We start from the raw sequence: 11198 nt of genomic DNA, 5'->3' as shown, positions 1-11198 counted from the left end.
TAATTGAAAAATTAAGAACCAACCTAATGAAAGAATCACCAATCGATACCATTGATCAGGTCATTATCTCACTGGATCAAATTATTCAGGAGTCGATAGAGAATGAAAGTTGTGCAGGCTACTTTGCCGCCCTGTATCGAAAAGTCACCCTCAAAGTAAAAGAAGGGATTGAACAAGACTATTTTGATAATGGTCCACGCATGGAGCATCTGGATGTGGTTTTTGCTACCAGATACATCCATGCATATAAGGCTTATAAGCATGGTGAGCCCCTGACTCGTTCCTGGCAAGTGGCTTTTGCGCTCTCCACACATTATTGGCCCATTGTCTTGCAGCACCTATTGATTGGAATGAATGCACATATCAATTTGGATTTGGGCATTGCTGCGGCTGAAATTTCAGAAGGTAAAAACGTAAACGACCTACATGGTGATTTCGACAAGATCAATGAAATCCTCTCCTCGCTGGTTCATGAAGTAGATCGTGACTTAGCCGAGATCTGGCCTACGTTCAGAATCATTGTTAAAGCGCTAGGAAAAGTGGACGATTATCTGGTTGATTTTAGTATGAAACTAGCTAGGGATGGAGCCTGGAAGTTTGCCAAACACCTAGCAGATACGCCGCTGTCATTGAAGCCAGAAATGATTATTGCTCGTGATCAAAAAGTATCCAAAAAGGCTAGTTTGATTACTAGCCCTGGGTTTTTGATCACAATCATTTTTAGATGGATTCGACTAGGTGAACGTGGATCAATTGCAAAGAAAATTGAAGATTTAAAAAATTAATCTGAGTAATTGGCCAAGTCCTATGATTCCAAAAAGGACTCCCCAATATTCCATCTTGATCCAAAACAGGGTGTGATTTGACTTTAGCTCAATTCGCTCTCCAGTGGCTTCGTCAACCACAATTCTACCAGATGCACTATTCCACTTTTTACCTAAAATCCAATTGGCGACTCCAGCCAATAGAATACTTATGGGGAAGGTATAAACACCTATTTCTTCTGAAGAAATAGAAATAAACAATACGACAGAAGTAACTAAAATCAGCGGAGTCAAGATCCCGCGACCAGACCAAATAATCATATATTAAAATTTAGATTTGAGAATTTATCAACCAAAAAGGAAAACTAATCAGAAGTGTTTTCTTTTTTCAATGAATAAGCCAAATAGAAAGATCGGATCGCTAAGGCGAGTACCAATGGAATCAAAGCAAAATGAATCACCTGAGGCAACAATTCTCTAAAAATAATTAGCAATACCTGCAGCCCGCCAAACACTTGAAAATAAAGGCTGAGCCAATCTGGCTTAGAGTTTTTCAAGAGATAAAAAAGTCCTATTAGATTTAGCGGCATAGCCCAAAGGAGATTGTAGTTGTACTTCGACAAATGGTCTGTACCAAACCATAAGAAAAGCAGGAAACAACCTAACAGTCCTGTAACCCCGAAAAGAATCACATCAATGAACCTGTAATTGACCTGGTATTTCAAGCCTCTGTGAATAATCAAACCAACTACAAAAAAGACAATCACAAATAAATGGCTGGGCTTAAATCCACCACCCAAGGGCTGCTCAGAACTGACATTCATAGTCGCAGAAGTTGCAATGGCGGGAACAGTCAAACTATCCGTTTGTAAAGTAGCAGCTAGTAGAGCCTCTTCCAGATAGAGTGGCATGTATTGATAATCAAACCCACTGGCTCTTTGATCAATTTGAGAACCCAAACAAATATCAATACCCAAATCTCCCCATGGCTGATAGGTCAGATATTTGTCCATCAAATCCCGGAAACTCATAGAGTCGCTGGCATAAGTGTAATCATATTTGATTTTATCTCCCAATGTCAAATCCAGCACATCTCTCATGCGAGTGGCGCAGTTGTCATAGCAGTAGTTGTAGTAATAATTGGCGTTTTCTGGCTTTGCGTTGTTGATGAGAAAATCAAAAATAGCCTGCTTATCTTCTTGCCCTATATTCAAAGCATGCTCTCGCCAAGAGCGATCTTCCCTCAAATAATACCTTTTGTAAGCCTCGTAGTTGCCTGTACCCAGTTTATAATACAGTTTCCCTTTCGTGAAATTCAAATAGAAATTGGGCTGATCAAAATCGAAAATCCCATAGTTGAAAACCATGTCGATTCGATTAATTGGATCACTGATCCTAAAAGCGCTATGCCCAAAAGCCGAATACAACTCGACCTGAGTAGGATCCAAAATGAGCACAATGATCTCTGCCTGGTCAGAAAGTCGGATTTGAGAATGAGCAGTTTCGCACCAAAAAAACAGCGCTAAAAAAAATGAAATAAAGGATCTTTGAAGAGACATGAACTCAATTAATTATAGATCGAAATAACTATTAACCATCATAGAAGTATGCTCATCAAATTGATTTGAATTGATAATTTCAAAGGCTCTATTTTTGTAACCATCATCTTGTGTAATTAGGTAAGCCCTTCTCAAGTAATCGATTGAAAGTAGGGGTTTAGCAATCAGGCTATCCGCCATAACTCCATAATATTCTGCTTGATCAAAAATTTGCTTGAGAAAGCTTTCTAATTTCTCTCCAAAGGAATTGTCATATTTGATATATTCGGTTCGAATAAAGTCAGACGGTATTTTAAAATTTGGCGTTTTGATGACAACAGTTTCCTTACCTAAGGCATTCATGAGTCCAAGTTCGTAATAAATATTGGCAACTGTAGTTTGTTGCATAGTCTCGGATAGAACTGCTATTCCAATAGGAACTGATAGGGCAAGGTTCCAAATTTTGGATAAAAAATCCTTTCCTGTGACCAAAGAATTCGCATCTAGAAATTGGATTTTATTTTGATTTAATGCCGAATTAAGTTGTGACAAGATATCATTCAATAATTCTGTTTTTGCACCTCCTAATTGTGTCATAATGAAGGCAGACCTCGGATTATATTTAATCCTCTTGGTTAATACATCATTGTCGGTTGGGTTATAAAATATCATTAACTACGCTTGCGGGCAACAGCTACATTTTTGAATGGGCCATCAGATTTCTTATGAGCTACAATTCTTCCTTTTTCACGATCAATTTTCACATAGCGACCAGTTTTAGGGTTTTTTACTTGTACAACTTTTTTCTTTTCACTCATGACATCTAACTTCTTAGAACATTGAATATACAACAAAATTAGAAAGCTTACATTTACTTTAACAGATTTACTAAGTATTAGTTTCATAAAAAAGCAATGCTTAAAACAAATTTGTATTTACCAAAATACGTTAAGATCAAAATAATCTCTTGGTGCATTTTCACGATAGTCTGAACATACTGACCAAACTCTCTCCCTACAAGGTAATGAATGCCATGAAGGTATTTTCAAGCTACTACCAGTCCAAGCATCTAGACCAATTTATCAACCCTTCTTTGCCACTGAGCATGGCCTTTGAGCCCACCACCTCGTGCAATCTGAGATGCCCAGAATGTCCCAGTGGGTTGCGTTCGTTCACGCGACCTACAGGTATGTTGGATGTTGATTTTTTTAAAGAAAAGATCATGGAAGTCAGATCTCATCTGACTTATCTCACCTTCTACTTTCAAGGTGAACCCTATTTGCATCCGGGTTTTTTAGATATGGTTGACCATGCGGCCAAAAACAAAATCTACACTGCCACCAGCACCAACGCGCATTATTTGGACGATGAAAAAGCTGAGGCTACCGTCAAATCGGGATTGGATCGTTTGATTATCTCAATAGATGGAACCAGTCAAGAAACGTACGAACAATATCGAGTAGGTGGGCAATTGGAAAAAGTGCTGGATGGCACTCGAAATATGGTGCGTTGGAAAAAGAAACTCAAAGCCAAAACACCACATCTTATTTTTCAGTTTTTAGTGGTAGGCCCAAATGAGCACCAGATCGAAGAGGCTCTACAGTTAGCCAAAGAAATAGGTGTAGACGAAGTTCAGTTCAAAACAGCTCAAATTTATGATTTTGAAAATGGCTCTGATCTTATGCCACAAAACCAAAAATACTCAAGGTATACCCGAGGACACAATGGAAAATTCAAACTCAAAAACCTTCTCCACAATCAGTGCTGGAAAATGTGGCAAAGCTGTGTCGTAACCTGGGATGGCAAAGTGGTGCCTTGCTGCTTTGACAAGGATGCCAAACATATCATGGGTGATTGGAACAAACAATCCTTCCACGACATCTGGTATAGTGAGCCATACGAGAAATTTAGAAAAAGCATCCTCACCTCCCGTGCCTCTATAGATATCTGTAAAAACTGCTCGGAAGGGCTCAACGTATCTTTAACTGATGGCTAAGCCCGAACAAAATCTCTACTTTCTGGCACTCATACCTGATGGGCCAGTCTTGACTGAAGTGATGGCATTTAAGCAGGAAGTGAAGGATAAATTCAACTCCAAGGGCGCTTTAAGGTCTCCTCCTCATATCACTTTGCACATGCCCTTCAAATGGCGGGTGGATAGGGAAGCGCAACTTATTGAAAAGCTCTCAAAATTCAAGTTTGATCAGTACCCTTTTCAGGTGACACTAGATGGTTTTGATTTTTTTGAGCCTAGAGTGGTATTTGTAGATGTAGCCAAAACTGAGGTGTTGACTCATCTTCAAAAAGAGCTTTCAATGTTTGTAAGAAGAGAACTCAAATTTTTCAATGCTGACTACAAAGACCGTGGATTTCACCCCCACATGACCATTGGTTTTAGGGATTTGAAGAAGGCCATATTCCCTGAAGTGAAAGCTCATTATCAAGAGCAATCCTATCAGAGACAATTCGAAGTCTCAGGCTTTTGTTTGCTCAAACACAATGGTTCGAGATGGGAAGAATTCAGATCGTTTTAGATTGATCAATTGCCTCCATCGGCACAATCTGTTCCAAAATCTCACTCTTTTCTTGGCGAGTTTTTCGTATATCATGTTTGCTTTGGAGGTTCATCCAAAGCTCTGCGCTTGTTCCAAAATATTTTGACAAACGTGTAGCCATATCTGCGGTAATGCTTGTTTTACCTTTGATAATTTGACTGATTCTAGTTTGTTGAACCCCGATCGCTTTAGATAATCTGTAGGCCGTAATCCCCATTGGCTCTAGAAAATCCTTTTCTAAAATTTCACCAGGGTGAATATTCATAATTGCTTTCATAATATTCTCTTTAATGATAATCTGTAATTTTAACATCGTAAGCATTGCCTTCTTTCCAGATAAAAACTATTCTCCATTTCATATTGATGCTAATTGAGTAGTAACCCTTTAAGTTTCCTTTCAATGCATGCAATCTATTGGATGGAGGTATTCTTAAATCTTCCAAATTAATCGCCGAATCTAGATAATCAAGCCTTCTCATTGCAGTCCGTCGAATACTTAAATCCCACTGTTCAGTATATTGACCCAGACCGACCTTTTGCGTTTCTTTACAGCTGAAGCTTACTATCATTTTATTATACTATAATATAAATATAGTATATGAATGTTACATTAACGCAATTCGATTGCGATAAGTTCTTTATTCAGCTCTTTTTGTCTCTTGACAATGACTTGTTTCACCAATCCGTCCTTCATTGTGGCTCCAGAAACCTAGGAATATCAAATGAAAATCCCGTAAGGACACTGGCCTACGTTGGACTAAAGTCACGTATCGGGCAGAATTGTTTGTTAATCAAAATTCACTTCACCCCAAGTCTCAGAATCAGAGAGCTTCAGGCTCTTCATTTGATCCCCATTTTCAAGGTGGACAATATTGGTCTGGTCGTCGTAGATTTCCATGAGTAAGGTGTTGGTCACTTTCAGCGATTTCACCTTTTTTAGGTTAGTAACAACCTGATAGCAATACATCACACTTTCTTCCTTTTCCGAGCCTAGATAGGTCGCACGCACTGATTTCCCATTGATCACGTATGTAGTTTTTTCGGTCAGGTATTTCCCAATCATTTGATCCAGATGCTTTGGATTTTCAGGGTTCAGCACATCTACCTGCTCTTCCGACCAATCGGCCAAACCTATCTCCAGATCATCCAAAAAAATCCGATGCGTAATCTCAAGCTGCTTCTTGCTTTCATCAAATTCAATCTCACAAACCGAGACATGGAAAGCATGCAGTGGCATACCGCTTATATAATTTATCAGCAATAGAAATAAACAGGTCATGAATTACGTGTTTTCCGTTATATGTTTACAGTCGTTCGCCTTTAGCAACAAACAAAAATAGACAATCTTGTTTGCGACCTTGGTGTTATTATTTGAGTGGTAAACTTCAACCAGCATGTCAGAGTTTCAGCTATTTTTCTCTCTTGGTAGAGAACATATTTTGGATGTCAACGGCTACGATCATATTCTTTTTGTGATCGCTTTGGCTGCTGTATATCTATCAACTGACTGGATGAAAGTTTTGATATTAGTAACAGCTTTCACCATTGGGCATTCCATCACCTTGGCGCTTATATCCCTTAATGTCTTTAGCATCAATTCAAGTGTGGTAGAGTTTCTCATCCCAGTAACTATCTTCATCACAGCTGTGTGTAACATCTGGAAAAGAGAGCAATACATCTCCTCTGAGGTAAGTCGTCTCAACTATTATTTAGCGCTCTTTTTTGGCTTGATCCATGGCATGGGTTATTTGATGAATAAATACATACACGTATCTCGAAAAGACTGGATATTGGCTATATCCTCGGCAGTAGCTGGAGTAGCCATTACACTTATGATAGATACTATATTTTGGTAATGAATAATATGAGTAGAATGAAAAAAAGTATGTTATGGCTGCTCATGATGAGCCCAATCTTTGCATTCGCGCAAGGCGAATGGAATCAAAAGTTTGAACAACTAGGAACCACACTTCCTACAGCAAACAGCTACAGAAATGCCTCTGGCGCACCAGGAAAAGATTACTGGCAGCAAAGAGCCGATTATGTGATTCAAGCTGAGCTGAATGACGAAAACCAATCGCTAAGTGGCAGTGAAACTATCACCTATTTCAACAATTCTCCTGATCAGTTGAGCTACCTGTGGTTGCAGCTGGATCAAAACATGAGAAGCAAAAACTCAGATACTCCTTTGGTGACCGAAAGTAAAGTTTCCAGCTCCATGGCAGGAAAGAGTATACAAAAGATCACCCAAGGATATGATTTTGATGGTGGTTTCAAGATTTCAGAAGTAACTGACGCCTCTGGCCGTCCGCTGAAATACTTCATCAATAAAACCATGATGAGGATCGACCTCCCAAAACCACTAACGTCTGGAGAAAACATTTCATTCAGTGTGGCCTGGTCATACAACATGCAAGACAGAATGCAATTAGGTGGCAGGTCGGGATACGAGTATTTTCCTAAGGATGGAAACTACCTCTACACTATCGCTCAGTGGTTTCCAAGAATGGCTGTTTATGATGACCTTAACGGTTGGCAGCACAAACAATTTTTGGGCCGAGGCGAGTTTGCTCTGGAATTTGGGGATTACCAAGTGCGTTTGACAGTACCTGCTGACTTTGTGGTAGCCTCCACTGGCGAATTGAAAAATGCTGACGAAGTACTGAGCAAAGTTCAAAAAGAAAGGTTGGTCCAAGCCAAAAAATCGTACGACAAACCCGTCCTTATTGTCACCGAAGCTGAGGCTAGAAAAGCAGAATCTTCAAAAGCAAAAAACAAAAAAACTTGGGAATATCATGCAAAAGATGTGAGAGATTTTGCTCTTGCAGCTTCAAGAAAATTTATCTGGGATGCTCAAGCTGTCAAGTTAGATACCAAGACACCCTTGGCTATGTCTTACTATCCAAAAGAAGGAAACCCGCTTTGGGAAAAGGAATCAACAAAGGCCGTAGCCAACACCTTGCTCACTTATTCTAAACACACCATAGAGTACCCATACCCTGTGGCCATTTCTGTTCATTCAGCATCAATCGGGATGGAGTACCCTATGATTTGCTTCAACTACGGCAGACCCAATGAAGATGGCTCCTTTACAGCTATGAAACGCTCTAACATGATAGGTGTAATTATTCATGAAGTAGGTCACAACTTCTTTCCAATGATCATCAATTCTGATGAACGTCAGTGGGCTTGGATGGACGAAGGTCTTAATTCTTTTGTGGAGTCGTTGACAGAAAAAGAACATTATCCAAACAAACGCAGAAAACGAGGAGATCCATTGTTGATTTTGGACTACATGAAGGGAGACAAAGAAGGTATGAGACCCATAATGACAGATCCAGAGCAAATTTTGCAGCTCGGCAACAATTCGTATGGCAAGCCAGCAGCAGCACTAAGTATATTGCGAGAGACCATCATGGGACCTGAAATGTTCGATTATGCTTTCAAAACTTACGCTGAAAGGTGGGCATTCAAAAGACCTGGTCCAGCTGATTTTTTTCGTACCATGGAGGATGCCTCTGCTATGGACTTGGACTGGTTCTGGAAGGGCTGGTTCTATACCACTGATCATGTTGATCTGTCTTTGTCCAAAGTGAAATGGTATAAAATGGACGTCTCAGAAAACGAAATTGAAAACAAAGGAAAAAAGTCCAAAAAAACCAAAATCTCCAGTGGCGAGAATAGTCAAAATTTGATAGACTTCGCGGAAGAGGCTGAAGTGTTCAGTTATATAAATGTAGAAGATGTGGTCGAAACGCCTCGACAGAAAGAGTTCATGAACCAAGTCAATGATCAGGCCATCAAAAATGCAAATGCCAATCGCAATTTTTATGAACTCACCTTCGAAAACAAAGGAGGTTTGGTAATGCCAATCATTATTGAATGGACTTATGAAGATGGCACGAAAGAGAGGGAATATTTACCCGCAGAAATTTGGAAGAAAAATGAAAACCTAGTGACCAAGGTATTCGCTAAGGATAAAAAGGTGATCAACATCGTAGTAGATCCAAACAAAGAAACTGCAGATGTCGCTACAGAAAACAATGTATTTCCACGCATAGAAAACACCTCAAGATTTGACAATTTCCAGGACGGGGGTGAATAAAATTAATCAAGATTAGGTTAGGTTGGGTCGTACTTTCGGGTACGGCCTTTTTTTTGATTTGTGCTATGAAACAAACCTAAATGAGCAAAAAAGTACTGTTCATAGAAGACGGCGAAAGTATTTCTTAAACTTTAGGTCAATGAATCTATCGAATAAATATTAATGGGCTCAGCCTTACCCTTCAGATTGATTTTTCCCATCAGTTCTTGCTTAAAGGCTATCAATTTTTCTACCTCCTTTGCAAATGCTTCAGAAACCAAAAGGCTCTTTCCCAGTTCGTTACATTTGGCCTGAATACGAGACCCTGTATTGAGCACATCTCCGTGATAAGCAATATCTCTTTTGATATATCCTACTTCAGCAGCAGTGACTGCACCTTCATTGATGCCCGCCTTAAATTCAGGGACAAACCCAAACTCCTTTTCAAATTTGGAAGCTTTGGAAACTAACTTTTCGCGAAAGGCAAAAAACAACTCAACACTTAATTTTCTAGCTTCTACATCAGACGAATTCCAAGTCAGCACGGCCTCATCCCCTACATATTGATAGATCTGAGCGCTATGGTCAAAGACAATTTCGTTGAGATATAAAAAACATTTTTGAATCAAATTAGAATATCTGATATGTCCAAGTTTTTCCGCATAAGCAGTCGAATCCTTTAAATCCAAAAACATGAAAATCCTATTTTCTATCACAGGTTTGTGATACTTACCCATGAACATGTGCCAGAGGTTGCCTGGCCCATACTTCTTACTCACTTCTAGGACGAAGTTGATGATGATTGAAAATAAGGTAAGGAAAGTGCCAAAAGCAGCATAAAATGTCCAGCTCGAAAGTGTGCTTATTACATCCTTCACACCTCGAATAGGCGTAACCTCCAGTGTTAATAAAACAGCAAAAACCATAACAAATGTCAAGACAAAGCCTATGAGGTACAAGCAGGTTTTGAAGATCATCAACCTGCCAAAAGACTTATTTCTTAAGTTCGTGTTCTCGGTCAGCCAATACACAAAGTAAAAAACTGACCCAAAAAGAAACCCAAACAATACGCCTTCTATGTACTGAAGTCCAGAGGAGAAATAGTCTATAAATTTTTGATTCTCTTGTGTGGGGAAAATTTCAAGAAAACGAAACTGGAGGTCTTGAAAAAACATGCCAATGGCAGTAATACACAAACAAGCCAAAATCCATGAGGAGATGACAAACAACCAATCTATAAAATTCCTTTTCCACTTCATGTTTTGAGCAAATCGTTGTGTTGAGCATTGAAACCAGCAATACCCTGAAGTCCTCCCGTATGTACGCAAATGACTCGACTTCCGTCAGGAAATTTACCCTTTTTCAATAAATCAAAGAATCCATACATCATTTTACCAGTGTAAATAGGATCAAGAGGAATGCCATGTGCTTCATAAAATTGATTGATAAATCCGATCAAATGACTATCAAACCTGGCATAACCCCCAAAGTGATAATTGTGAATAAGTGCCCAAGATTCAGTTTTTTTTGTCAGGCCCTGAACCATCTGCTCTAGATAACCCTCTCCTTTCAAGCAACTAATTCCCAACGCTTTTTGCTTAGCAACCAAACCTTGAATAATCCCTGCCAATGTACCTCCTGTCCCAATCGGGCATAGAATGTAATCGAAATTTATGTCAATTTCATCCACTAACTCCTTCACTCCTTTGAGTGCGGCTTCATTAGATCCACCTTCAGGAACAACAAATGCCTGATACTTTTCACTGAGGTCATTAATCCAAACTTTATCATCTCTATGCTGATAGTCACTTCTAGTGATGAATTTTAAATTCATCCCATATTCAGTGGCTTGTCGCAAGGTCGGGTTAGAGTTGGCATTCAATTCCTCTCCTCTTATAATTCCCACGGATTCAAAACCAAACCTTTTGCATGCTGCTGCAGTTGCCGCAATATGATTGGAGTAAGCCCCTCCAAAAGTTAGGATCTTTTGAAAGCCCAGCTCGCTGGCTTGGATCAGATTGTACTTCAGTTTCCTCCATTTGTTGCCAGAAATATCCACATCAATCAAATCCTCTCTTTTTAGGAATACCTCTACACCTTTTTCCAAAAACAATGGAGCGTATATCTGCTGCAAAGGGGTTGGCTTTTCCAATTCAAACATGTATCAAATCTAACATGCCTTGAGGAAAGAATGACTCTAATTAAACAAGGGATGATATTTTTTATTAATTTGTAGCATCTAATCAAACACTTGGCT

General features: G+C 39.3%; 14 protein-coding genes. 5 read left to right on the top strand and 9 right to left on the bottom strand.

Annotation, left to right across the window (positions count from 1 at the left end):
• The first annotated feature begins 26 nt into the window (after window positions 1-26).
• Window positions 27-785 carry a DUF5995 family protein gene (locus tag B9A58_RS13715; protein WP_084373441.1) on the top strand — a complete coding sequence of 253 codons (759 nt, stop codon included), beginning with the start codon at window positions 27-29 and terminating at the stop codon, window positions 783-785.
• On the opposite strand, the gene B9A58_RS13710 is transcribed toward B9A58_RS13715, so the two are convergent.
• The 4 genes from B9A58_RS13710 to B9A58_RS20395 form a co-directional block, all read right to left on the bottom strand.
• Window positions 774-1085: a hypothetical protein gene (locus B9A58_RS13710; protein ID WP_084373440.1), complete on the bottom strand. Its 312-nt coding sequence runs from the start codon at window positions 1083-1085 to the stop codon at window positions 774-776. The two genes, B9A58_RS13715 and B9A58_RS13710, sit on opposite strands and share 12 nt — an antisense overlap.
• A 44-nt stretch (window positions 1086-1129) precedes the next feature.
• Entirely contained in the window at window positions 1130-2323 is a 1194-nt protein-coding gene (locus tag B9A58_RS13705; protein ID WP_084373439.1) for a lipoprotein N-acyltransferase Lnb domain-containing protein, read from the bottom strand.
• A gap of 12 nt (window positions 2324-2335) precedes the next feature.
• Entirely contained in the window at window positions 2336-2899 is a 564-nt protein-coding gene (locus tag B9A58_RS13700) for a hypothetical protein (RefSeq protein ID WP_139793893.1), read from the bottom strand.
• 74 nt (window positions 2900-2973) lie between these two features.
• Window positions 2974-3120, bottom strand: coding sequence for a hypothetical protein (locus B9A58_RS20395; protein WP_176214786.1), 147 nt, complete (start codon window positions 3118-3120; stop codon window positions 2974-2976).
• Between the two features lie 206 nt (window positions 3121-3326).
• Between B9A58_RS20395 and B9A58_RS13690 the strand changes: the two genes are divergently transcribed.
• Both B9A58_RS13690 and B9A58_RS13685 read left to right on the top strand, forming a co-directional pair.
• A complete protein-coding gene (locus tag B9A58_RS13690; protein ID WP_084374003.1) occupies window positions 3327-4298 on the top strand; it encodes a radical SAM/SPASM domain-containing protein in 972 nt (323 codons plus the stop codon).
• Entirely contained in the window at window positions 4291-4836 is a 546-nt protein-coding gene (locus B9A58_RS13685) for a 2'-5' RNA ligase family protein (protein WP_084373436.1), read from the top strand. The genes B9A58_RS13690 and B9A58_RS13685 overlap by 8 nt, the downstream gene beginning before the upstream one ends.
• On the opposite strand, the gene B9A58_RS13680 is transcribed toward B9A58_RS13685, so the two are convergent.
• The 3 genes from B9A58_RS13680 to B9A58_RS13670 form a co-directional block, all read right to left on the bottom strand.
• Window positions 4823-5134 (bottom strand): HigA family addiction module antitoxin, encoded by a 312-nt coding sequence (locus tag B9A58_RS13680; protein WP_084374002.1) that lies wholly within the window; start codon window positions 5132-5134, stop codon window positions 4823-4825. The two genes, B9A58_RS13685 and B9A58_RS13680, sit on opposite strands and share 14 nt — an antisense overlap.
• Before the next feature lie 10 nt (window positions 5135-5144).
• Window positions 5145-5426, bottom strand: coding sequence for a type II toxin-antitoxin system RelE/ParE family toxin (locus tag B9A58_RS13675; protein WP_084373435.1), 282 nt, complete (start codon window positions 5424-5426; stop codon window positions 5145-5147).
• Window positions 5427-5644: 218 nt separating this feature from the next.
• Window positions 5645-6136: a DUF6702 family protein gene (locus B9A58_RS13670; protein WP_139793892.1), complete on the bottom strand. Its 492-nt coding sequence runs from the start codon at window positions 6134-6136 to the stop codon at window positions 5645-5647.
• A 115-nt stretch (window positions 6137-6251) separates the two neighbouring features.
• Here B9A58_RS13670 and B9A58_RS13665 point away from each other — a divergent pair, with 115 nt between their 5' ends.
• Both B9A58_RS13665 and B9A58_RS13660 read left to right on the top strand, forming a co-directional pair.
• Window positions 6252-6713 carry a HupE/UreJ family protein gene (locus tag B9A58_RS13665; RefSeq protein ID WP_084373433.1) on the top strand — a complete coding sequence of 154 codons (462 nt, stop codon included), beginning with the start codon at window positions 6252-6254 and terminating at the stop codon, window positions 6711-6713.
• Window positions 6714-6730: 17 nt separating this feature from the next.
• On the top strand, window positions 6731-8962 hold the full coding sequence (locus B9A58_RS13660; RefSeq protein WP_084374001.1) for a M1 family metallopeptidase: 2232 nt from the start codon (window positions 6731-6733) through the stop codon (window positions 8960-8962).
• A gap of 131 nt (window positions 8963-9093) precedes the next feature.
• On the opposite strand, the gene B9A58_RS13655 is transcribed toward B9A58_RS13660, so the two are convergent.
• Window positions 9094-10200: an adenylate/guanylate cyclase domain-containing protein gene (locus tag B9A58_RS13655; protein WP_084373432.1), complete on the bottom strand. Its 1107-nt coding sequence runs from the start codon at window positions 10198-10200 to the stop codon at window positions 9094-9096.
• Complete coding sequence (locus tag B9A58_RS13650; protein ID WP_084373431.1) at window positions 10197-11102, bottom strand: 1-aminocyclopropane-1-carboxylate deaminase/D-cysteine desulfhydrase; 906 nt, start codon at window positions 11100-11102, stop codon at window positions 10197-10199. Before B9A58_RS13650 ends, B9A58_RS13655 begins: the two co-directional genes overlap by 4 nt.
• Window positions 11103-11198 lie beyond the last annotated feature (96 nt).

This window comes from Reichenbachiella faecimaris, from assembly GCF_900176375.1.
Lineage (GTDB): Bacteria > Bacteroidota > Bacteroidia > Cytophagales > Cyclobacteriaceae > Reichenbachiella > Reichenbachiella faecimaris.
Note: the sequence above shows the minus strand (reverse complement) of the source record. Positions and strands in the feature narration are given on the sequence as shown.

Bases quoted from the DNA above. Each gene is read 5' to 3' on its own strand.
- B9A58_RS13715 (WP_084373441.1), top strand. From the start codon at position 27: ATGAAAGAATCACCAATCGATACCATTGATCAGGTCATTATCTCACTG.
- B9A58_RS13710 (WP_084373440.1), bottom strand. From the start codon at position 1,085: ATGATTATTTGGTCTGGTCGCGGGATCTTGACTCCGCTGATTTTAGTT.
- B9A58_RS13705 (WP_084373439.1), bottom strand. From the start codon at position 2,323: ATGTCTCTTCAAAGATCCTTTATTTCATTTTTTTTAGCGCTGTTTTTT.
- B9A58_RS13700 (WP_139793893.1), bottom strand. From the start codon at position 2,899: ATGACACAATTAGGAGGTGCAAAAACAGAATTATTGAATGATATCTTG.
- B9A58_RS20395 (WP_176214786.1), bottom strand. From the start codon at position 3,120: ATGAGTGAAAAGAAAAAAGTTGTACAAGTAAAAAACCCTAAAACTGGT.
- B9A58_RS13690 (WP_084374003.1), top strand. From the start codon at position 3,327: ATGAATGCCATGAAGGTATTTTCAAGCTACTACCAGTCCAAGCATCTA.
- B9A58_RS13685 (WP_084373436.1), top strand. From the start codon at position 4,291: ATGGCTAAGCCCGAACAAAATCTCTACTTTCTGGCACTCATACCTGAT.
- B9A58_RS13680 (WP_084374002.1), bottom strand. From the start codon at position 5,134: ATGAAAGCAATTATGAATATTCACCCTGGTGAAATTTTAGAAAAGGAT.
- B9A58_RS13675 (WP_084373435.1), bottom strand. From the start codon at position 5,426: ATGATAGTAAGCTTCAGCTGTAAAGAAACGCAAAAGGTCGGTCTGGGT.
- B9A58_RS13670 (WP_139793892.1), bottom strand. From the start codon at position 6,136: ATGACCTGTTTATTTCTATTGCTGATAAATTATATAAGCGGTATGCCA.
- B9A58_RS13665 (WP_084373433.1), top strand. From the start codon at position 6,252: ATGTCAGAGTTTCAGCTATTTTTCTCTCTTGGTAGAGAACATATTTTG.
- B9A58_RS13660 (WP_084374001.1), top strand. From the start codon at position 6,731: ATGAAAAAAAGTATGTTATGGCTGCTCATGATGAGCCCAATCTTTGCA.
- B9A58_RS13655 (WP_084373432.1), bottom strand. From the start codon at position 10,200: ATGAAGTGGAAAAGGAATTTTATAGATTGGTTGTTTGTCATCTCCTCA.
- B9A58_RS13650 (WP_084373431.1), bottom strand. From the start codon at position 11,102: ATGTTTGAATTGGAAAAGCCAACCCCTTTGCAGCAGATATACGCTCCA.